Source organism: Sphaerisporangium dianthi (assembly GCF_042654065.1).
GTDB lineage: Bacteria > Actinomycetota > Actinomycetes > Streptosporangiales > Streptosporangiaceae > Sphaerisporangium > Sphaerisporangium dianthi.
In genome coordinates, this window is the sequence record NZ_JBHSFP010000047.1 from 20,802 (window position 1) to 41,164 (window position 20,363).

Sequence of the window (20,363 nt, forward strand, 5' to 3'; positions counted from 1 at the left end):
GGTAGTCATGCGGAGCCCGCCGGGCGAGGATCAGGCGTCGGCGCCCGAGCCGAGGGGCATCCGCGTCGCGAATGGGATGGTTCACACCCTAGGGCCGGCACGATCTTGACGAGGGCCGTTCGCCATCCTTCACTCCCTCGTCTTGGCCCGGAGGCGCCGTCTCGTTCCGCCGGCCGTCTCCGGCCTTGACGACGGGCCGGGACGTAAGGCCGAGCCGTTCATTTGGCGATCTTGACGTACGGACGGTGGCGTCGGTGCCGGGGAAGCGGCCACCGGCGACGGAGGATCGGGACATGCGCCAAGTGAGAGCCGTTCTCGCGGCACTGGTGGCCGGGGCCGTGATCCTGCCGTCGCCGTACGCGGCCGTGCCCGCTCGCGCCAGCGCGACCGTACGGGTCGCCGCAGGCCCGGCCCCCGCACCCGGCGAGACCCCGGACTGTCCTCCAGGGACGCTCTGCGGGACCCTGCGCGTCCCGCTGGACCGGGGTCACCCGTCGGCCGGGACGACGACCGTCGCCTACAGGCTCGTGTACCGGCGGGACACCTCGCGCGCGGCGAAGGGGACGCTCCTCCCCAACCCCGGCGGACCAGGCATCGCGGTCATCGACCATCGCGACTACACCGGGCGGTACCGCGACCTGCTGCAGGACCACGACCTGCTGCTCGTCGATCCACGCGGCGTCGGCAGGTCCACCCCGCTGACCTGCCGGTCGGCGGGATGGGACGACATGCGGGCCTCGCACGCGGCGGCGGTCGCGGCCGCCGCCGCGTGCGGCCGCGAACTCGGCTCCGGCCTGCGTCACTACACCACGGCCGCCGCCGCGGACGACATCGACGCGGTCCGCGCGCATCTCGGCATCGACCGCCTCGACCTGCTCGGCCAGTCCTACGGCACCTATCTGATGACCGTCTACGCCAGGCGGCATCCGGGTCACGTCCGCTCGATCGTGCTGTCCGCCGCCTATCCGCTGGACTTCGACATGCTGGGACGGCCGTCCGCGCGGGCCATGCGCAGAGCCGTGCGCCTGCTGTGCCACCGCTCGCACGGCGCGTGCGACGGGGGAGAGGTGATGGACGACCTGACGGTCATGGCCGCCCGGCTGGACGCACGTCCTATGCGGTACGCCGGGGGCGCCGTCCTGGACGAGACCACGCTGGCGAGCACGGTCTACAAGCTCACCTCCAGCAGGGTGGACCTGTTCGGCCGGCTGCCGTCCGCGCTGCGCATGGCGGTCCACCGGGACCTCGGCCCGCTGACGGGGCTGGCGGAGCAGGTGCGGCCGATCGGCGGGCTCTCGGGTGGCGGCGCCTTCAGCATGCCGATGTTCGTCACCATCGCCTGCAACGACTATCCGGTGCTGTGGAGCCGGCACGCCTCCGTCCCCACGCGGACCCGGCAGTACGGCGCGCTGCTCGCTCGCCTGGACTCCCGCGACTACCGGCCGTTCACCCCGAGCGCCTGGATCGGCGGCATCGTCGACCTCGGGGACCTGTGCATCCGCTGGCCGGACCACAGGGAGCGGCCGCAGCACCGTCCCGGCCGGTTGCCGGACGTGCCCGTGCTGGTGCTGTCGGGGGACCTGGACACCGGCACCCCGACCGAGGAGGCGCTGGCGGCGGCGGCACAGTACCGCCGCGCGCAGGTGATCGAGGTGCCGAGCGCCGGGCACGTCGCCGACAACGACCCGAGGGCCTCGGCGTGCGTGGTCTCCCTGGAAACGTGGTTCATCCGCCACAGGCGCGTCGCCGACCCCGCCTGCCTGCGCCGGATCCCACCGGTGCCCGTCCACCCGCCGGACCGTTCCCTGACCTGACCCGGTCTGCCGGGCGGTGGTCGTCGCCGCGCGCTACGCATGATGTTCGCCACATGGCTCAGAGGGTGCCGGTGCGAGTGATGATCGCAGCACCGCCTACCAGCAACTCCAGCCTGCCCGCGCTTTCGCGGGCGGAGGCGGTGATGGTGGCGGGGCTGCCGAGCGCGTCACCCATCTCAACGGTGAGGTCGGTGACACCGCGGTCGGCGAGGTGGGCGGCCAGGCAGGCGGTGCTGTTGGCGTTGGCGATGTCTTCGGGAACGCCGATCGAGGGGGCGAACATGCGGGCCACGACCCGGCCGGCGCTCGTCGGCGCCGAATGGACATAGCATCCGAGCAGTCCGAGCTGGTCGCAGGCGGCGCGAAGCCGGTCGAGGTCGGGGGCCAGGGCCGCGACGGCCTCGGGTGTGGTGATCGGAATCAGCATCCGAGTCCGGCCCAGCGAGGCGACGCATGGGCCAGGGGCGAGCAGGTCGGAGGCGATGCCGAGGGCGGCGATCACGCGGTCGGTCTCGACCGGGGTGGGATCGCGTAACGTGACGGGGCCGGGGTCGAAGGCGGCATGAATGACGTCGCCCTCACGCACGGCATGACCGGCGAAGCTGCGCCCCGAAGCACGCAGCCGGAACCGGTGTTCGGCGCCCCCGCACTGCTCGGCAAGGAAGGCTATGGCGGCGACAGTGCCGTGGCCGCAGGCGGGCAGTTCTCCCTCGGTAGTGAAAAAGCGCACGTCGACTGTGGATTCGTCGGCGCCGATCAGGCTCTGACACTGCTTTGGCGCGCCGAGAGCGCTTCGAGAATCGCGGCGCGTCACGAAGACGGCATGCGAGGTGCCGAAGCGGGCGGGCACCCGGCTGCGTTCGGCGTCGGTCAGTGAAGCCGCAGGTGGCGAAGCCCCGGTCGGTGATGCTCGCCGGGGCGGCCCGGCGGCGGACTCGCCGAGGACGGCTGTCGGGCTGCCGCCGCGACCGTCACGCAGACAGGCGTTGACGATGCTGACCGGCACACGATCGACGTCATTCATCGGCATTGCGCCGATCTGTTACGTGCCGCGTCGCGCAGCTCATCTGCTCGATCACGGCGGCGGCCTGCGCCGCGATGTCACCGACCTCACCGACCTCACCGACCGCCTGTGCCGCCGAAGGTACGTCGTGGATGAAACCGCTCGACTGTCCTGCGCTAAGAGCCATGTCCGCGACCTCGCCGGTCATGCCGGGCAGCGGCATCAGATGCTCGTACTCGTGGTGGATCCGGCCAGCGGCATCAATGGCGACGACATCGCCTTTCCCGGCCGTCGTGGCGCCGAAGGCGACCCGGCCTCCTCCCGCCGCAGCGTACGTAGCATGGTCATCTTTGTCTCGTCCCGCCCGTTCTCGCGCTTCGAAATTAGAATCACTCGCAGGCCGGTACCGTATCGGAATGCTGCAATAGGGTGAGTGGTGATTTGTAAGAACAAGCCGAACCTTTGACGGTAAGGTGTCATTGTGGGTGATTTTCGGAAGATGCGTGCGTCGCGTGTGCGTCCGCGGGCGGCCGACATCTTCGCGCTCGACGTCAAGGGCGTCGGGTATGTGTTCGGACGAGTGATGCTGGCTGGTCTGCCTGAGGAGCATCCGCACACCTCCGCGGCGCTTCTCTGTTACATCTACTCCTTGTGTTCGGTTGACAAGTCCGTGGACGCAGGCGACCTGCGGAGGGATGAGCTGCTGATACCTCCCTTCTTCATCAATAGCATGCCATGGCGGCTGGGCTACTTTGAGACGATCGGGCACGTTGAACCAACCGAGACGGATTCACTGCCGCGCCACTGCTTCTATTCCATCACCTGGGATAGCTATTATGATGAATGGGGAAATCAGCTCAAGGAGCGATACGAGCCATGTGGTGTATGGGGTATACAGGCTTACGGCGGGATCGACTTTGAGGTGAGCAGAGCGCTGGGCATCACGAGTTCTGATTGACCATCGTCGACGCGTTCGCCTGCTGAACCGGTCACGTCCTCATGGCCATGGTCCAGAGGTGGTGGTCGAACTGGTGCGGACAATGGGTGGGTGGCCCGATCAAGCCAGTACCGGGTGAGACCGATGTGTCTTTCTCGGACCTGGTGGACCAGGCGTCGCGCCCATGGACCATCGCGACTACGCCGGGCGGTACCGCGCCCTGCTGCAGGACCACGACCTGCTGTTCGTCGATCCACGCGGCGCCGGCAGGCCCACCCCGCTGACCTGCCGTGGGGTGGGACGGCATGCGGGCCTCGCACGCGGCGGCGGCCGCCGCCGCGTGCGGCCGTGAACTCGGCTCCGGCCTGCGTCGCTACGCTCGCCTGGACTTCGGTGATCGGCCCGAGCCTCAGGTGACCGAGTGGGTGATGGTGGCGGTGTAGGTCCCGGCGACGACGTCGGTGGGCAGGGTCACGGTGATCGTCGGGTTCCAGGTGGCGGAGTTGTCGCCTGTGCCGTCGGAGGCGGAGAACGCGGTACGCGGTGAGCTGAGGCTTCCGGTGGCCGCGGGGGTGAAGGTGGCGTCGCCGGTGGTGCTGGTGGCCGGGCCTGGAGAGTAGCCGATCGATCCCTTGGAGATGGTTTCCGGTGGGGTGGCGCCGCCGGTGGTGAAGTCGGTGGAGCTGACGGTGGTGGTCCAGGTGGCGACGGGGGTGTCGCGGGTGTCGGTCACGGTGACGTCGCCGAGGTGGGCGGACACGGTGGCGGCTCCGGCCGTCGCGGATCCGAGGTCGGCGTTGGAGGGGACGCTGATGAACAGGGCGCCGGTGGGTTTGACGATGGCGTTGGTGTCCAGGGTGACGGCGCCGTTGCGGGCCAGGGCGCGGCCGGTGAGGCTTGTGCCGGTGGTGAGGGTGATGGAGGTCAGGGCGAGGATGTTCCCGGCGAAGCTGGAGTCGGTGCCCAGCGTGGCCGAGCTGCCGACCTGCCAGAACACGTTGTGGGCTTGGGCGCCGCCGGTGAGGGTCACGGTGCCGGCGGAGGCGGTGATGAGGGTGGAGGCGGCTTGGAAGATGAAGACGGCGGTGGGGTCGCCTTGGGCGTCCAGGGTCAGGTTCCCGGTGATGGCGAAGGTGCCGGCCGCGGAGTTGTAGACGCCGGGCGTCAGGGTGGTTCCGCCGAGTTGTGTCGCCACGGTGGCGGTCGGGGTCCGGCCGGCGGCGTCGGTGTAGGCGGTGGTCAGGTCTGCCTGGGCCTGGGCGGCGGTGGCGTCGGCGGCATGGATGGTGCCGGTCACGGTGCCGGGGGGAAAGCCGGTCACCGCGGTGCCCGGGCTGAGCCCGAGGTCACCGGTCACGGTGGTGGCGCCGGTGTTGGTGACGGTGCTCCCGGCCATGACCGCGAAAGCGCGAGCGGTTTGGAGCTGCACCGGCGTTTGCGCGGCGTTCGTGCTGGACGGCACGGCGATGAGCACAGCCGCGGCGGGCAGAAACGCCAACCCCGCCAACTGGAAAACCCTCGGCCGGTGAGCTCCCGGGAGGATTCCCGGCGGGCGGGTCGTCGAGAGGATTCTCGTCCTGAGGGTCGTCGAGAGGATTCTCGGTCGGTGGGCCTCAGGGAGGATTCTCGGCCGGAGGGTCCGGGATGGGGTTCGCCTCATCTTCAGCACCGGGTCGTTGGCCGGCGTCGAAAATCCGGCACGCCGCAGCGCCGCCGACACGAGATTCCTCATGCGCCCCACATCCGTAGCAAGACTCAAGGCGGGAGGAGATCGCCGGTGACCCTGGTCGCAGCCGTTATTGATCCGTTATAGTACTCGACAAGACCAGGGCGCCGTCATACGAGCGCCACGAGACACCGTCCGTCCCGCTCCAGGTGGCGGCGATGTCATCAGAGCGGACATAGCGCTCGCCATGACAAGTTCGACGCTTTCACGGCGACGGCGGCCCGGAATCGTCGAGGTTAGACTGCTCTTTCGTGCAGAGAACGCGCCTCGATATTGCTCGGATCCAGGCGGCTCGCGAGGTCATCGATCCGATTTTTCTCGACACACCGCTGTACCGCTGCGAGGCGCTGGAGCCCGGCCTTGGGTGCACGGTGAGCATCAAGCTCGAAACGGCGAACCCGGTCCGCAGCTTCAAGGCCCGCGGCACCGAGCTCATCGCGAGCCTCCTCGCCGGCAGCGGCTCGCGAGCCGTGGTGTGCGCCAGCGCGGGCAACCTTGGCCAAGCCCTCGCCTGGTCCGGTCGCGGCCGTGGGCTCGACGTCACCGTCGTGGCATCCCGCTTCGCGCCGGCGGCCAAGCTTGATCGCATCCGTGCCTTGGGCGCCAGTGTGGAACTGGTCGACGGCGACTTCGACATGGCCCGCGAGCGGGCGTCGGCCGTCGCGCGGCACCACGGCGTCCGGCTGGTCGAAGACAGCCTGGACATCGAGACCTGCGAGGGCGCGGCGACCATCGGCCTGGAACTGGTGGACACCGTGCCGTCGTTCGACGTCGTCCTGATCGCCCTCGGTGGCGGGGCGCTCGCCACCGGTGTCGGTCATGTGATCAAGGCCCGCGCGCCCGGTGCCGAGGTGATCTGCGTCCAGCCGCTGGGCGCACCGGCGATGACGCTGTCCTGGCGCGAACGGCGTGTCGTCACCACCGGCCCGACCAGCACCATCGCCGACGGCGTCGCCGGCCGGCGACCGATCCCGGCCGTCCTGGCCGACCTCCTCCTGGTCGCTGACGACGCCGTCCTTGTCCAGGAGGCGTCGATCGTCGCCGGTATGCGGATGCTCCTCCACCATGCCGGCCTCGTCGTCGAACCGTCGGCCGCGCTCGGCATCGCGGCGATCCTCGAAGACCGTGACCGCTTCGCCGGCCGGCACGTGGTCACCATCGTGTGCGGCGGCAACGTCGACATGGATGCCTACCACCGCTGGGTCGGCGCGCCTCCCATCCACGATTCTTGACAATTGCTCCCGCCATCAGGGTGGACGGGATCGGCTGCTCCCCGTCATCAGGGTGGACGGGACCGGCTGCTCCCGCCGTCAGGGTGGACGAGGTCGACAGGCAGGCGGGCTACGGCACGGCCAGCTTCCGCACCCCGAGGGGCTCGAAGTCATAGACCGTGTTGTTCACCTGCAGCCCGTCGATCGCGCCGATGAAGGCGGTGTCCTCAATGAAGCCGAGACTCAGGGTGATCACCGCGTTCGGCAGCCTGGCCTTCAGGTCGTCGAACGAGCATGGGGCGATGAGCGTGCAGTTGATCAGGGTGCCTGTCGCCCCGGTGGCGTACCACTGGCTGCCGGCAGCGCCGGCGTCGTACTGCTGCCAGGTGTTGGGAAGCCGGGTGGCTGGAGCCGACGGGCTGGTGGAGGTGTCCGGCAGATAGATCAGGGTCGTCAGGTCCGTTGCGCCCACGTTGGGATCGACCTCGATGCTCAGGCTCGGCACCCTGACCTCCGCCGGAGAGTTGGTGCCCGCGAAGGCCCAGTACTTCAGGGTGATGAGATCGCTGACCGGCAACTCGGCGAACGTCGTCTCGTTGCCGAAGGCGATCTTGTCGGGGCTGTCGCCGACGATGAGCCCCAAGCTGCCGACGCCGTAGGGTGGCGGCACGTCGGCCGAGGAGTTGGTGGCGGGGCTCCGGCCCCAGGGGCCGACCCGGTAGACAGCGCTCGGGCCTCCGTCCGAGTTGCGGCCGATAACTCCCCAATAATCACCAAAACAGGTAACCGACCCCGCCGGCCCGGTAGCTCCCGTGGCCCCTGTGGCTCCCGTAGCTCCCGTAGCTCCCGTGGCGCCTTGAGGTCCGACCGGCCCTTCCGGCCCGGTGGCTCCCGTGGCGCCTTGCGGGCCTGCCGGTCCCTCCACGCCTTGCGGGCCTATCGGTCCCGCTGGGCCTGTGGCGCCTTGCGCTCCTGCCGGTCCTGTGGCGCCCTGCGGTCCTGCTGGTCCCGTTGCACCCTCCAGTCCCGTGGTGCCTTGGGGTCCGGCCGGACCTATTGCGCCTTGTGGTCCTGCCACACCTTGCAGACCTATCGGCCCGGCTGGGCCTGTAGCGCCTTGCGGTCCCGCTGGTCCCGTCTCACCTTGCGGACCTGCTGGACCTGCGGGGCCGGTTAGGCCTTGTGCTCCTGTAGCACCTGCGGGGCCTGCCGGTCCGGTCGCCCCTGCTGCTCCGGTGGCGCCTTGCGCTCCTGCCGGTCCTGTGGCGCCTTGTGGTCCCGCCGGTCCTGCCACGCCTTGCGGTCCTGCTGGTCCCGTTGCACCCTCCAGTCCCGTGGTGCCTTGGGGTCCGGCCGGACCTATTGCGCCTTGTGGTCCTGCCACACCTTGCAGACCTATCGGCCCGGCTGGGCCTGTAGCGCCTTGCGGTCCCGCCGGTCCCGTCTCACCTTGCGGACCTGCTGGACCTGCGGGACCGGTTAGGCCTTGTGCTCCTGTAGCACCTGCGGGGCCTGCCGGTCCGGTCGCCCCTGCTGCTCCGGTGGCGCCTTGCGCTCCTGCCGGTCCTGTGGCGCCTTGTGGTCCCGCCGGTCCTGTGGTGCCTTGTGGTCCCGCCGGTCCTGTGGTGCCTTGTGGGCCCGCTGGTCCTGCCACGCCTTGCGGACCTGCCACGCCTTGCGGTCCCGCCGGTCCCGTCGCACCCTCCAGTCCGGTCGCACCTTGCGGACCTGCGGGACCGATTAGACCTTGTGCTCCTGTAGCACCTGCGGGGCCTGCCGGTCCCGTCGCACCCTCCAGTCCGGTCGCACCTTGCGGACCTGCCGGTCCCGCCACGCCCCGTGGTCCTGCTGGTCCTGCCGCGCCTTGTGGTCCTGTGGGACCGGTTAGACCTTGTGCTCCTGTTGCACCTGCGGGGCCTGCCGGTCCCGCCACGCCTTGCAGACCTATCGGTCCCGCTGGGCCCGTCGCACCCTGTGGTCCTGCTGGTCCGGTTGCACCCTCCAGTCCCGTCGCGCCTTGTGGACCGATCGGTCCCGCCGGTCCTGTGGCGCCTTGTGGTCCTGTGGGACCGGTTAGACCTTGTGGTCCTGTAGCACCTGCGGGGCCCGCCGGCCCGGTCGCCCCCGTCGCGCCTGCTGGTCCTGTGAGGCCCGCTGGGCCCGTCGCACCCTGTGGTCCTGCTGGTCCGGTTGCACCCTCCAGTCCCCTCGCGCCTTGTGGACCGATCGGGCCTGTCGGTCCTGCTACGCCTTGTGGTCCTGCTGGGCCCGTCACGCCTTGTGGGCCTGCCGGTCCTGTGATGCCCGCTGGTCCTGCCGCGCCTTGTGGTCCTGCTGGTCCTGTTGCGCCCTCCAGTCCCGTGGCGCCTTGGGGTCCCGCCGGCCCTGTGGCGCCTTGTGGTCCTGCGGGACCGGTTAGACCTTGTGCTCCTGTCGCACCTACGGGGCCTGTCGCCCCTGTCGCGCCGGCTGGTCCTGCTACGCCTTGTGGTCCTGCTGGGCCTGTCGCACCTTCTAGTCCCGTGGCGCCTCGCGGGCCTGCTGGTCCTGTGAGGCCCGCTGGTCCTGCTATGCCTTGTGGTCCTGCTGGGCCCGTCACGCCTTGTGGGCCTGCCGGTCCTGCCACGCCTTGTGGACCTGTCGGGCCTGCCGGCCCTGTCGCGCCTTGCTGACCTGCTGGACCTTGTGCTCCTGTAGCACCTGCGGGGCCTGCCGGTCCTGACGCCCCCGTCGCCCCCCGCGCGCCTGCCGGTCCTGCCACGCCCTGCGGTCCTGCTGGTCCCGTCGCACCCTCTAGTCCCGCCGTGCCCTGCGGTCCTGCTGGTCCTGTGAGGCCGGCTGGTCCTGCTATGCCTTGTGGGCCTGCTGGTCCTGCCACGCCTTGCTGGCCTGCCGGTCCTGCTACGCCTTGTGGGCCTGCCGGTCCCGTCTCGCCTCGCTGGCCTGCCGCGCCTGCGGGACCTGCCGGTCCCGTCGCCCCTGTCGCACCTGCTGATCCCGTGGCGCCTTGCGGGCCTGCTGGACCTGTCGCGCCTGTCGCGCCTGTTGTGCCTTGTGGACCCGTCGCGCCTTGCGGCCCTGCAGGTCCTGCGACGCCTGCGGGACCTGCGGCGCCCGTCGCCCCTGTCGTGCCTTGCGGGCCTGCCGGACCCGTCGCGCCTGGCGTGCCTTGCGGACCTTCGGGACCCGCAGGTCCCGTCGGGCCCTCTGGTCCTGTCGTGCCTTGCGGGCCTTCCGGTCCTGCCGCGCCTGGCAAGCCGGGCAGGCCCGTCGGTCCTTCGAGTCCTTCGGGTCCTTCGGGTCCTTCGAGGCCTGGCATGCCCTCTGGGCCCTCCAGGCCCAGAGGACCTCGTGGTCCGACCGGGCCTCTCGGGCCTGTCGGGCCATACCGGACGGTCACCCGAGTCGTGCGTTTCTGCCCCTTCTTGGCCTTCCGCCGGTGCGGGCATCCGCAGTGCTCCTTCCGGCACTTACACGGCCGCCAGCACCGGACCTTCACATGGCCGTGCGCTCTTCGGGAGCTGGGATGGTGATGGCACCCGGGAGCATGCTTGCCCTCTTTCGCCGGTGAACTCGGGTGATGGCCGCCCGGCCGGTCCTTGAACGCGTTCGCCGGAGGCGGGAACGACGTCGCCAGAAAAGCGCCGGCGATCAGCACGGCGACGCTCCACGTCCTGACGATTCGGCCGGCCTGCGGGGCTACGAAGTAGCGGTTATCACTTGAATTCATGTCAACCCATGTCGTCGCGGTCTTGAACGGCGCCCTCAGTGACGCACGGGAATGGTCACGAGGCTTCATCGTTCGATCGATCAGTGAAAGTCAGAGGGGGACATGGTGGGCGGCGGTGACGTCACGGCGTAATACCCTCAGGCGCTCATCCGCGTGCGTACGCCGCGATTCCCGGAGCACCTAAGTCCAGCATTCCGCTATCTGACAGAACCCTTGGGCGTCGACGCGCTGGGTGTACGGCGGAGAGGTGCTGCCGTCCAAATCGATCGTGCCGGTGAAGACCGCGGTGATCTGATGCACGCCTTCAGGGAGGTTCGCGACGGTCAGCTCGGCGTGGCCGGTGGCATTGAGCTGGGCCGTTCCCAGGCTGACTCCGTCGCTGAAGAACTCGACCGGGCCGGTGGGAACGATGCCAGACGGAGATTTCACGGTCGCGGTGAAGGTGATCGGGCTCAGCTGGTCGATGGCGCACGACGAGTTCACCGTCGTGGTGGTGGACCGGTCGGGGGGTTCGCAGGTGGCGGCGGTGATGGTGTCGGAGTCCAGGGTGACGGCGCCGTTGCGGGCCAGAAGGCGGCCGTTCACGTTCGCGCCGGCTCCCACGGTGATCGACGTGAGCGCGAGGATGTCGCCTGCGAGCGTGGAAGCGGCTCCCAGGGTCGCCGAGCTGCCGACCTGCCAGAAGACGTTGCACGCCTGGGCGCCGCCGGTCAGTGTGACGGTGCTGGCGGCCGCGGTGATGAGGGTGGTCGCCGCCTGGAAGATGAAGACGGCGTTGGGGTCGCCTTGGCCGTCCAGGGTCAGGGCTCCGGTGATGGAGAAGGTGCCGGCCGCGGAGTTGTAGACCCCTGGCGTGAGCGTTGTGCCGCCGAGTTCGGTGGGCACGGTAGTGGCCGGAGTCCGGCTGACGGCGTCGTTGTAGGCGGCGGTCAGGTCGATCTGGGCCTGCGCCGCCGTCGGGTCGCCCGCGTGGATCGTCCCGGCCACGGTGCCGGGTGGAAAGCCCGTCACCGTGGTACCCGGGCTGACCCCCAGATCTCCGGTGACGGTGGTGAGTCCGACGTTGGTGACCGTGCTCCCGCCCAGTACCGCGAAGTTCGCCGCCGTGCCCAGGTTGATCGGCGTCGCGGCCGCGTTCGCGCCATGAGACGTCGCGGCGACGCCGGACGTCGCGAGCAGGATCGTGAGGGCTCCTGTCAGCAGAGAGCGAACGTAATTCCGTGACATGAGCCGAGGGCGCCCAGGATATGTCATGAAGATGCTCTCTTCCTCAGGCGTGATGCGGTCCATGGGGCGTTATCGTGACGCGCCATGTCTTCGCACCTTAACAACCGGTGCCGCAGGTCCCCGTCATCCGACATGCGGGAAATAGGGGCGCCATGCTATTTCCGAATAAAGAGGTGTCTGAAAGGCCCACCTGGGAGAGCTTCCAGGTGGGGCTTTCCGGCCCGCCGCCATCGAGCGCCAAGCTGATATTCGCTTTTCGTGCTGATATGTCGAATATGGCAGATCCGGCCGGACGCCCGAAGGGCGCGCCTGGAACGCGTGAAGGCCCTGGGGTGTCCCAGAGCCTTCACGCACCACGTCCGGCCACCCCGCGCAGGGGCTGAAAGGTCAGCCGGCGGCGCGGGTGAGGTGGAAGGTCAGGCCGAGATCGGCTTCGTGGTGGGCCGGGAGGCCGGCCGCGGGCGAGCCTTCGGACATGGACGTCGCGAGCACTTCCTCGGCGACCTTGGCGCCGCCGGCGCGCAGGGCCTCGGCGAGGTCGCCGGAGGCGGTCCACCACAGGTCGATGCGGTCGGTGATGGACAGGCCGCTGGACTTGCGGGCGTCCTGCACCAGGCGGATCACCTCGCGGACCAGGCCGGCGCGCATCAGCTCGGGCGTGACCGTGAGATCCAGGGCCACGGTCTCGCCGGTGCCCGTGCCGGCGGCGCCGGTCTCCACCGCCCAGCCGGCCCGCGGCTGCTCGGTGATGACCAGGTCATCGGCGGTCAGCGACACCTCGGCGCCGTCGACCACGACCGTCGCGGTCTGCCCCGCGCGGACGCGGGCGGCCAGTTCGGCGGGGTCGGCGGCGGTGACGGCGGCGGCGACGTCCTTGGTGCCGCTGCCGAACCGCTTGCCGAGCGAGCGGAAGTTCGGCTTGACGGTGAAGGACACCAGGTCGGCCGAGAACGCCGACAGGTCCTCCAGCGCCTGCACGTTCAGCTCGTCGGCGATCAGCTCGCGCAGCGAGCCGGGCAGCGACGACCACCGCGGGCTGCCGACGAGCGCGCGCCCGAGCGGCTGGCGGGTCTTGACGCCGCTTCCCGCGCGCGCCGACCTGCCGAGCTCGACCAGCCGGCGCACCAGAGCCATCTGCTCCGACAGCCCGGCGTCCAGCAGATCTTCGCGCACCTCGGGCCAGGTGGTCAGGTGCACCGACGCCGGCGCGTCCGGGGCGCGCAGCACGTCCCACACGTAGTCGGTGAGGAATGGGACGAGCGGCGCCATCAGCCGGGTGACGGTCTCCAGGCACTCGTACAGCGTCGCGAACGCCGACGCCTCGCCCGACCAGAAGCGGCGGCGCGACCTGCGGACGTACCAGTTGGACAGGTCGTCGAGGAACTCGGTGAGCCGCCGCCCCGCGCGGGTGGTGTCGAACGACTCCATCGCCTCGGTGACCTCGGCCACCGTGCGGTTGAGCTCGGCCAGCGCCCAGCGGTCGATCAGCGGCCGCTCGGCGTGCGCGGGGGCCTCGCCGAGCCGGGACGGCGACCAGCCCTCGGCGCCCGCGTACAGCGTGAAGAAGGAGGTCGTGTTCCAGTAGGTCAGCAGGACCTTGCGGACGATCTCCTCCAGCGCGGCGTGGCCCACCCGGCGCGGCGCCCACGGGGAGCCGGAGGTCGCCATGAACCAGCGCAGGGCGTCGGCGCCGTGCTGCTCCATCAGCGGGATCGGCTGCAGCACGTTGCCGAGGTGCTTGCTCATCTTGCGGCCGTCCTCGGCGAGGATCAGGCCCAGGCACAGCACGTTCTCGTAGGAGGACTTGTCGAACACCAGGGTGCCGACGGCCATCATCGAGTAGAACCAGCCGCGCGTCTGGTCCAGCGCCTCGCAGATGAACTGGCCGGGGTAGGACGCCTCGAAGGCCTCCTTGTTGACGTACGGGGCCCCCCACTGGGCGAACGGCATGGAGCCGGAGTCGTACCAGGCGTCGATGACGTCGGGGACGCGCCGGGCCTCGTCGCCGCAGACCGGGCACGGGAAGGCGATGTCGTCGACGAACGGCCGGTGCGGGTCCAGCGCCGACAGGTCGCGTCCGGCGAGGTCGCCGAGTTCCTTCAGCGAGCCGACGCAGGTCACATGGGAGTCGTCGGCCGTGCACACCCACAGGGGCAGCGGCGTGCCCCAGTAACGCGACCGGGACAGCGCCCAGTCGACGTTGTTGCGCAGCCACTCGCCGTAGCGGCCCTCCTTGATCGTCGGGGGGTACCAGTTGGTGCGGTCGTTCTCGGCGAGCAGGCGGTCCTTGATGCGGGTCGTGCGGATGTACCAGGAGGGGAGCGCGTAGTAGAGCAGCGGGGTGTGGCAGCGCCAGCAGTGCGGGTAGGCGTGCTCGAAGTGGCTGCCCCTGAACAGCAGGCCGCGCGCCCGGAGGTCCTCGGTCAGGCCCTCGTCGGCGTCCTTGAAGAACTTCCCGCCCACCTGCGGCACGTCGGGCAGGAACCGCCCGTCCGGGCCGATCGGGTTGACGACGGGCAGGCCGTACCGCTTGCAGACCGTCATGTCGTCGGCGCCGAACGCCGGCGCCTGGTGGACCAGGCCGGTGCCGTCCTCGACGGTGACGTAGTCGCCCAGCACGACGAAGTGGGCGGCGGGGATGTCGACCAGGTCGAACGGGCGCGAGTAGGGGACGTGCTCCAGTTCGGTGCCCGCGAACCGCTCGCCGGCCGTCCAGTCCTCGCCGAGGGCGCTCTCGAGCAGCGGTTCGGCCACGATCACCGGCCGCTCGCCCTCCTTGGAGGCGACCACGTAGGTCACCTCGGGGTGGACGGCGACGGCGGTGTTGGACACGAGCGTCCACGGCGTGGTGGTCCAGATGAGCAGGTCGGAGCCCACGAACCGCCCGGCGGTGACCGGCATGCGGACGTACACCGACGGGCTGGAGACGTTCTCGTACCCGCCGGGCTGGCCGAGTTCGTGGTCGGACAGGCCGGTGCCGCAGCGCGGGCAGTACGGGGTGATGCGGTAGTCGCGGAACAGCAGGTCCTTCTCCCAGATGACCTTCAGCGACCACCAGACGGACTCGACGTAGGCCGGGTTCATCGTGAGATAGGCCTGGGACATGTCGACCCAGTAGCCCATGCGCTCGGTCATCTCTTCGAAGGCGTCGACGTGGCGCCGCACCGACTCGCGGCAGCGCTCGTTGAACTCGGCGATGCCGTACGCCTCGATCTCCGGCTTGCCGGACAGGCCGAGCTCCTTCTCGACCGCGACCTCCACCGGCAGGCCGTGGCAGTCCCAGCCGGCCCTGCGCGGCACGTGGAACCCGCGCATGGACTTGTAGCGGGGGAAGACGTCCTTGAAGACGCGGGCCTCGACGTGGTGGACGCCGGGCATGCCGTTGGCGGTGGGCGGGCCTTCGTAGAACACCCAGGACGGGCCGCCGGAGCTCTGTTCGAGTGATCGCTCGAAGACCTTGCCGTCGCGCCAGCGGTCGAGCACCTCGGCCTCGAGGGCGGGCAGGTCGACCTGCGCGGGAAGCGAGCGGAAGTAGGGTGCGGACATCGTAGGGCCAGACCTCCACGCGAGCGTTCATTCATGGCGTGGAGGGACGAGGCCCACGGCCCCGCGGTACCACCCTCCTTGACCTCGACTTCGAAGATCTCCGGAAAGGAAGGATCTCCTGAAAAAGAGGCCCACTCTTGTTCATCGCTGCCGGTTCTACTGGGCCACGCGACCGTCGATCGGGGCGCTGCCGTTCCTCCGGCGGCTCCGGGGTGATCTTCTCTCCGGGCCTCGCCCCGGGCTCGCACCGTCCCCGGGTCGCTCGTGCGAGGGGGTCGGAGGTACTCGTCCCCATCAACGCCTTGCAAACTGACACGATATCCCACGACGGGGAGAGGATCCGACAGGATTATGAGGCTGGTGATCAGGGTCCGTCCGGGCGCCGCCCGTGAGGCCGTCGGCGGCGTGTACGGCGACGAGGCGATCGTGGTGAAGGTGAACGCCCCCGCGGTGGACGGCAGGGCCACCGAGGCGGCCCTGCGCGCGGTGGCCGTCGCCTTCGGTGTGCGGCGCTCGGACATACGGCTCGTAAGCGGCGCGACAAGCAGGGACAAGGTCGTGGAGATAACCGGCAACGATCAGGAATTGACCGAAAGGGCCGTGGCGTTACGGATGGCGTAAACGGTCGGCGCGTCGTTTGTTCTTCCGATATGGCCGACCTATGCTTCCCGCACTGCTCAACAGGTGGAACGGCGAGGAGGCCGCTATGGCCGGTATGACGCGGGCGGACAAGACCGCCACGGAGACGAGTGGCGCTGCCGGCTGGACCTCGGAGGAACTCTCCGAGGTCCGCGGACGCCTGATCGGGGAGATCGACGAGCTGAACGCCGAGGTCGCGCGCGCCGAGTCGCAGATCGCCTCCGGCGACATCAGCGACAGCGCCGGCGACGACCAGGCGGACGCGGGGGCCAAGACCTATGAGCGTGAACGCGAGATCGCCCTTACCCTGAATGCGCGAGATCTGGTCGCGCAGAACGAGCGGGCGATCGTCCGCATCGACGCAGGAACATACGGAGAGTGCGAATCGTGCCACAAGCCGATCGGCAAGGAGCGGCTGCAGGCGTTCCCGAGAGCGACGCTGTGCGTGTCGTGCAAGCAGCGGGAGGAGCGCCGCTGAACACCTCGCCGGACGTGCCCCCCTCGCCGGAACCGCCGGGCCCCGCCACGGGGCACGGCGAGGCGCCGCGCCCGAGGCGCATCGGCGCCCTCGCGGTCCTCGCGGTGCTGGTCTACGCTCTCGACCTCGCCACCAAGACCATCGTGGTCGACGTGCTGGAGGGCCGCGAGCCCGTCCGCGTGATCGGCGAGGTGCTGCAGTTACGCGTGATCCGCAACTCCGGCGCCGCGTTCAGCATCGGCACCGGCATGACGATCATCTTCACGGTCATCGCGGCCGGGGTGGTCGTCGCCATCCTGCGCACGGCGCGGCAGCTGCGCAGCGTCCCGTGGGCGATCACGCTGGGCCTGCTGCTCGGCGGCGCGCTCGGCAACCTCACCGACCGCGTCTTCCGCTATCCGGCGCCGTTCCAGGGACACGTCGTCGACTGGATCGAGGTCTTCCCGGTCACCCGCTTCCCGGTGTTCAACGTGGCCGACTCGGCGATCGTGTGCGGCGGCATCCTCGCGGTGTTCCTGGCCTGGCGGGGCTACCAGATCGACGGGTCGCGCGCCGGCGAAGAGCAGGACGCCCGGCCGGACGCCGGCGCGCCGCAGGGCGAGGAGGGCCGGGACAATGGGTGAGCAGCGCAGTCTGCCCGTCCCCGACGGCCTCGAGGGCGAGCGCCTGGACGCCGCGCTGGCCCGGCTGTTCGGGTTCTCACGCACGCGCGCGGCCGAGTTGATCGCCGCCGGCGACGTCCAGGTGGACGGCGCGGCCGCGGCCAAGTCCGACCGCGTCCACGCCGGCGCGTGGCTGGACGTCGTGATCCCGCCGCCGCCGGGCCTGCCGGTGCCGGTCGCCGAGCCGGTCCCCGGCATGGGCGTCATCTACGAGGACGACGACATCGTCGTGGTGAACAAGCCGATCGGCGTCGCGGCGCACCCCACGGTGGGCTGGACGGGCCAGACGGTGCTGGGCGGCCTGCTCGGCGCCGGGCATCGGGTGGCCACCAGCGGCGCCGCCGAACGTCAGGGCATCGTGCACCGCCTGGACGCCAACACCACCGGCGTCATGGTGGTGGCCAAGAGCGAGGTCGCCTACTCCCGGCTCAAGCGCGCCTTCAAAGAGCGCACGGTCGAGAAGCACTACCACGCGCTCGTCCAGGGCCACCCCGACCCGCTGCGCGGCACCATCGACGCCCCCATCGACCGGCACCCGGCCGGTGACGGCCGGTTCGCCGTCGTGGCGGGCGGCAAGCCGTCGATCACCCATTACGACACGATCGAGGCGTTCCGGGCGGCGTCGCTGCTGGACATCAAGCTGGAGACCGGCCGTACCCACCAGATCAGGGTGCACATGTCGGCCACGCGGCACCCCTGTGTGGGCGATCTCGCCTACGGCGCCGATCCCAAGCTGGCGGCCCGCCTGGGCGTCACCCGCCAGTGGTTGCACGCCGTCTCGCTGTCGTTCGACCATCCGACGGGCGGCGAGCGGGTGACCTTCACCAGCGACTACCCCGAAGAGCTGGCCCGCTCCCTGGACGCCGTCCGCGCCGAGTCCTGACGGCCCTGCTCCTGCGGCCCGAGTACGGACCGGATGATCCGGCCCTGCGTCGCCGCGTCAGGGGCCCGGCAGCGGGCCGCCGACGACGCGCGTGTGGCCGCCGGCCTCACCCTGTTCGTTGGTGACGTCGTCGTTCCGGCCGCCGCCGTCCTTGGGACCGCCGTCCTTGGGGCCGCCGTCGCCCTTGCTGCTGCCCGGCGGCACGGGGTCGTCCTCGCCCTTGTCGGATTTGGTCTTGGTCGGCTTGGGCGGCTTGGTCGGGGAGGGGTCGGCGGACTTGGAGGGCTTGGAGGACGGCTTGCCGGCCTTGCTCCCGTCCGGTGTAGGCCGGCTCCCGGTGGGCCGGGGCGCCGAGGTGGGGGCGGGGGCGTGGACGGTGGGCTGCGTGCTGCGTTCCGGCGCGTATCCCTGCTGGCTTGAGCGCCGGGTGACGGGCTCGGCGGTCGGTGTGACCGACACCGTGACCCGCACCGTCGGGGAGGTCGCCGGAGTGGAGGAACCCGCCGACCTCGCGGTCACCCAGGCGAGACCGCCGGCCACCAGCCCGACCGAGAGGATCAGCGAGGTGAGCCCGGCCAGGGCGATGCCGCGCCCGCCGCCCGGCCGGGCCTGCGGGGGCACCGCTCCCGGGGCGGTGACCGGCGGGGGCGCCAGTCGCTCCTGGGACGGCATGGCCGCCTGCGCCGGCACCGGGGGCGCCATGGGCACGGCCGGCATCGTCGGATCGGGCTGCATGCCCGCGGCGACCATGCGCAGGTAGCGCTCGGCCTCGGCGGCGGTGAGCCGCTCGGCGGGGTCCTTCTGCAGCAGGCCCGCCAGCACCGGCGCGAGCGGCCCGGCCAGCCGCATCGCGGCGGGCGGGTCGTGCATGACCGCGCCGAGCGTGGCCAGCGGGTTGCCGCGCTGGAACGGTGATCGGCCCTCTACCGCGACATACAGCGTGACGCCGAGGGACCACAGGTCGGAGGCGCGGGTGGCCTGCCCGCCCGCGGCCCGTTCCGGGGCGATGAACGCCGGGGTGCCGATGAGCGTTCCGGTGCGGGTGACGGGGGAGTCGTCCTCCAGGGTCGCGATGCCGAAGTCGGTGAGCACCGCCCGGCCGCCGCCCTTGGCCAGCAGGACGTTGTCCGGCTTGACGTCCCGGTGCAGCACTCCTGCCCGGTGGGCGGCGCGCAGCGCGGCGAGCACCTCCACCCCGATCTCGGCCACGCGCACCGGGTGCAGCGGGCCCTCGTCGCGGACGACGGCGCCCAGCGTGTCGGAGCGCACCAGCTGCAGCACGATCCAGGGGTGCCCGTTCTCCTCGAACACGTCGTAGACGGCGGCGACGCCGGGATGGCTGACGCGTCCGGCGGCACGCGCCTCCCGGAACGTCCGCGTCGCGAAGATCTCGCGTTCGGGACCGGTGAGCTCCGGTGGCGCGATCAGCTCTTTGACGGCGACCTCGCGGCCGAGAATCCCATCATGAGCACGCCAGACGGTGCCCATTCCACCTCGGCCGATTGGTTCCAGCAGACGGTATCGGCCTGCCACGACTCGTTCTGTGACCTGGGAGGAATCCGGCATGTCAGGCTGGCTACCCTGAATTTACGGTCACATGCGTTCGCAGTCAGGATGGCCGAAAATTCTTCGCGAATGCCTCGAAAAGGGGATAATCCGTCTTCCAGTACTTGTCCGTGGTGTGCCAGTAGATCGCGAACTGCCGCCCGTCCGCCGTGGCGAAGGCCCGGTCGATCACGTGCGCCCGGCCGGAACCGGTCCGCCAGGTGAACTCCCAGTCGGCGGCGGGCCGGCCGCGGTAGGTCAGCGCGCGCAGCGAGAGCAGCCGGTAATCGGGCAGCCTCCGCTCGGCCACGGCCTGCGCCTCCACCTCCCGCAGCGCGGTCAGCGGGTCGCGGGCCGTCCACCGGGTCGTGTCGACCATCAGGAAGCCGCGGCCGCCGGGCAGGCGGAAGTGCACCCGGGTGGCGCCGCGGCCGAACGCCGCCCAGCGCCGGGGGAGTGCGATGGTGAAGCCCAGCTTGTCGGCGTGGGTGCGCCAGCCCTCCGGCACGGAGGATGACGTGCCCGAAGGGCTCGGGCGTGCCGGCGAGGACGACGGCGCCACCGGCGAGGCGGTCGGCGCCGCCGCCGAGGAGGCGCCGGTGGGCGCCGGCGACGCGGCCGACGAGCCGGCGACCTGCCGGTAGCCGTACCAGCCGCCGAGGCCGACCACGACGGCCAGCAGCGGCACGCCCGCGAGCAGGGCAGCCCTGGACCGCCCCCGGCGGGACCCGCCGCCCACCATGGCCGGCTGCCGGTCGAGCGTCGACCAGGGCGTCCGCGTGGTGCCGGGCACGGTGACCCCGGGGGACGGCGGCCGGACCTGCGGCGCGGCGCGGCGCGCGGCCTCGGCGCGCCGCACTGCCTTGCCGCGTCCGGCGCGCGCCGGCTCTCCGGCGGCGACGCGGCGCAGCGCCTCGGCCGCCTCGGCGGCCGGCATGCGCGCCCAGGGGTCCTTGCGCAGC

19 protein-coding genes are annotated in these 20,363 nt (G+C 70.7%); 10 read left to right on the forward strand and 9 right to left on the reverse strand.

The features are described 5' to 3' along the window. Positions 1 to 293: 293 nt before the first annotated feature. The gene (locus ACFO60_RS37450; RefSeq protein ID WP_380851042.1) at positions 294 to 1,814 is read left to right on the forward strand and encodes an alpha/beta fold hydrolase; all 1,521 of its coding nucleotides are present in this window, start codon (positions 294 to 296) and stop codon (positions 1,812 to 1,814) included. A 58-nt stretch (positions 1,815 to 1,872) separates the two neighbouring features. Here the strand turns inward: ACFO60_RS37450 and ACFO60_RS37455 are convergent, their stop codons facing one another. Beyond that, the gene (locus tag ACFO60_RS37455) at positions 1,873 to 2,838 is read right to left on the reverse strand and encodes a PhzF family phenazine biosynthesis protein (RefSeq protein ID WP_380851045.1); all 966 of its coding nucleotides are present in this window, start codon (positions 2,836 to 2,838) and stop codon (positions 1,873 to 1,875) included. Between ACFO60_RS37455 and ACFO60_RS37460 the strand changes: the two genes are divergently transcribed. From ACFO60_RS37460 to ACFO60_RS37470, 3 genes are all read left to right on the forward strand, one after another. Further along, positions 2,807 to 3,250 carry a hypothetical protein gene (locus ACFO60_RS37460; RefSeq protein ID WP_380851048.1) on the forward strand — a complete coding sequence of 148 codons (444 nt, stop codon included), beginning with the start codon at positions 2,807 to 2,809 and terminating at the stop codon, positions 3,248 to 3,250. The genes ACFO60_RS37455 and ACFO60_RS37460 overlap by 32 nt on opposite strands. Positions 3,251 to 3,298: 48 nt before the next feature. Then, positions 3,299 to 3,775 (forward strand): Imm26 family immunity protein, encoded by a 477-nt coding sequence (locus ACFO60_RS37465; protein ID WP_380851051.1) that lies wholly within the window; start codon positions 3,299 to 3,301, stop codon positions 3,773 to 3,775. Between the two features lie 163 nt (positions 3,776 to 3,938). Then, positions 3,939 to 4,106 carry a hypothetical protein gene (locus ACFO60_RS37470; protein ID WP_380851054.1) on the forward strand — a complete coding sequence of 56 codons (168 nt, stop codon included), beginning with the start codon at positions 3,939 to 3,941 and terminating at the stop codon, positions 4,104 to 4,106. Positions 4,107 to 4,163: 57 nt separating this feature from the next. On the opposite strand, the gene ACFO60_RS37475 is transcribed toward ACFO60_RS37470, so the two are convergent. Further along, positions 4,164 to 5,252 carry an ice-binding family protein gene (locus ACFO60_RS37475; protein ID WP_380851056.1) on the reverse strand — a complete coding sequence of 363 codons (1,089 nt, stop codon included), beginning with the start codon at positions 5,250 to 5,252 and terminating at the stop codon, positions 4,164 to 4,166. Between the two features lie 479 nt (positions 5,253 to 5,731). Here ACFO60_RS37475 and ACFO60_RS37480 point away from each other — a divergent pair, with 479 nt between their 5' ends. Then, on the forward strand, positions 5,732 to 6,712 hold the full coding sequence (locus ACFO60_RS37480) for a threonine ammonia-lyase (RefSeq protein ID WP_380851058.1): 981 nt from the start codon (positions 5,732 to 5,734) through the stop codon (positions 6,710 to 6,712). Positions 6,713 to 6,821: 109 nt separating this feature from the next. On the opposite strand, the gene ACFO60_RS37485 is transcribed toward ACFO60_RS37480, so the two are convergent. Next, the gene (locus ACFO60_RS37485) at positions 6,822 to 7,361 is read right to left on the reverse strand and encodes a hypothetical protein (protein WP_380851061.1); all 540 of its coding nucleotides are present in this window, start codon (positions 7,359 to 7,361) and stop codon (positions 6,822 to 6,824) included. Between the two features lie 503 nt (positions 7,362 to 7,864). Next, positions 7,865 to 8,014: a hypothetical protein gene (locus ACFO60_RS37490; protein WP_380851064.1), complete on the reverse strand. Its 150-nt coding sequence runs from the start codon at positions 8,012 to 8,014 to the stop codon at positions 7,865 to 7,867. Positions 8,015 to 9,115: 1,101 nt separating this feature from the next. Here ACFO60_RS37490 and ACFO60_RS37495 point away from each other — a divergent pair. After that, the gene (locus ACFO60_RS37495) at positions 9,116 to 9,244 is read left to right on the forward strand and encodes a hypothetical protein (protein WP_380851067.1); all 129 of its coding nucleotides are present in this window, start codon (positions 9,116 to 9,118) and stop codon (positions 9,242 to 9,244) included. A gap of 42 nt (positions 9,245 to 9,286) precedes the next feature. Here ACFO60_RS37495 and ACFO60_RS37500 read toward each other — a convergent pair whose 3' ends face one another. The 3 genes from ACFO60_RS37500 to ileS form a co-directional block, all read right to left on the reverse strand. Further along, a complete protein-coding gene (locus ACFO60_RS37500; RefSeq protein WP_380851070.1) occupies positions 9,287 to 9,481 on the reverse strand; it encodes a hypothetical protein in 195 nt (64 codons plus the stop codon). Positions 9,482 to 10,601: 1,120 nt separating this feature from the next. Continuing rightward, the gene (locus ACFO60_RS37505; RefSeq protein WP_380851073.1) at positions 10,602 to 11,648 is read right to left on the reverse strand and encodes an ice-binding family protein; all 1,047 of its coding nucleotides are present in this window, start codon (positions 11,646 to 11,648) and stop codon (positions 10,602 to 10,604) included. A gap of 387 nt (positions 11,649 to 12,035) precedes the next feature. Beyond that, positions 12,036 to 15,194, reverse strand: coding sequence for an isoleucine--tRNA ligase (gene ileS, locus ACFO60_RS37510; RefSeq protein WP_380851076.1), 3,159 nt, complete (start codon positions 15,192 to 15,194; stop codon positions 12,036 to 12,038). A gap of 351 nt (positions 15,195 to 15,545) precedes the next feature. On the opposite strand from ileS, the gene ACFO60_RS37515 reads away from it, so the two are divergent. The 4 genes from ACFO60_RS37515 (at position 15,546) to ACFO60_RS37530 (ending at position 17,856) form a co-directional block, all read left to right on the forward strand. Continuing rightward, positions 15,546 to 15,815, forward strand: a complete 270-nt coding sequence (locus ACFO60_RS37515; protein WP_380851079.1) for a DUF167 domain-containing protein — start codon at positions 15,546 to 15,548, stop codon at positions 15,813 to 15,815. A gap of 85 nt (positions 15,816 to 15,900) precedes the next feature. Further along, on the forward strand, positions 15,901 to 16,311 hold the full coding sequence (locus tag ACFO60_RS37520) for a TraR/DksA family transcriptional regulator (protein ID WP_380851082.1): 411 nt from the start codon (positions 15,901 to 15,903) through the stop codon (positions 16,309 to 16,311). Next, positions 16,284 to 16,934, forward strand: a complete 651-nt coding sequence (gene lspA, locus ACFO60_RS37525) for a signal peptidase II (protein ID WP_380851085.1) — start codon at positions 16,284 to 16,286, stop codon at positions 16,932 to 16,934. The genes ACFO60_RS37520 and lspA overlap by 28 nt, the downstream gene beginning before the upstream one ends. Beyond that, positions 16,927 to 17,856: an RluA family pseudouridine synthase gene (locus tag ACFO60_RS37530; protein ID WP_380851088.1), complete on the forward strand. Its 930-nt coding sequence runs from the start codon at positions 16,927 to 16,929 to the stop codon at positions 17,854 to 17,856. The genes lspA and ACFO60_RS37530 overlap by 8 nt, the downstream gene beginning before the upstream one ends. 57 nt (positions 17,857 to 17,913) lie before the next feature. Here the strand turns inward: ACFO60_RS37530 and ACFO60_RS37535 are convergent, their stop codons facing one another. After that, positions 17,914 to 19,422 (reverse strand): protein kinase domain-containing protein, encoded by a 1,509-nt coding sequence (locus ACFO60_RS37535; protein WP_380851091.1) that lies wholly within the window; start codon positions 19,420 to 19,422, stop codon positions 17,914 to 17,916. A 43-nt stretch (positions 19,423 to 19,465) separates the two neighbouring features. After that, positions 19,466 to 20,363: hypothetical protein (locus ACFO60_RS37540; RefSeq protein WP_380851094.1), on the reverse strand; the 898-nt coding region annotated here is incomplete at its 5' end.

What these genes read in the sequence shown, in the direction of transcription:
- ACFO60_RS37450 (WP_380851042.1), top strand. Translation starts at nt 294, where the DNA reads ATGCGCCAAGTGAGAGCCGTTCTCGCGGCACTGGTGGCCGGGGCCGTG.
- ACFO60_RS37460 (WP_380851048.1), top strand. Translation starts at nt 2,807, where the DNA reads ATGCTGACCGGCACACGATCGACGTCATTCATCGGCATTGCGCCGATC.
- ACFO60_RS37455 (WP_380851045.1), bottom strand. Translation starts at nt 2,838, where the DNA reads ATGAATGACGTCGATCGTGTGCCGGTCAGCATCGTCAACGCCTGTCTG.
- ACFO60_RS37470 (WP_380851054.1), top strand. Translation starts at nt 3,939, where the DNA reads ATGGACCATCGCGACTACGCCGGGCGGTACCGCGCCCTGCTGCAGGAC.
- ACFO60_RS37505 (WP_380851073.1), bottom strand. Translation starts at nt 11,648, where the DNA reads ATGTCACGGAATTACGTTCGCTCTCTGCTGACAGGAGCCCTCACGATC.
- ileS (WP_380851076.1), bottom strand. Translation starts at nt 15,194, where the DNA reads ATGTCCGCACCCTACTTCCGCTCGCTTCCCGCGCAGGTCGACCTGCCC.
- ACFO60_RS37515 (WP_380851079.1), top strand. Translation starts at nt 15,546, where the DNA reads ATGAGGCTGGTGATCAGGGTCCGTCCGGGCGCCGCCCGTGAGGCCGTC.
- ACFO60_RS37520 (WP_380851082.1), top strand. Translation starts at nt 15,901, where the DNA reads ATGGCCGGTATGACGCGGGCGGACAAGACCGCCACGGAGACGAGTGGC.
- ACFO60_RS37530 (WP_380851088.1), top strand. Translation starts at nt 16,927, where the DNA reads ATGGGTGAGCAGCGCAGTCTGCCCGTCCCCGACGGCCTCGAGGGCGAG.
- ACFO60_RS37535 (WP_380851091.1), bottom strand. Translation starts at nt 19,422, where the DNA reads ATGCCGGATTCCTCCCAGGTCACAGAACGAGTCGTGGCAGGCCGATAC.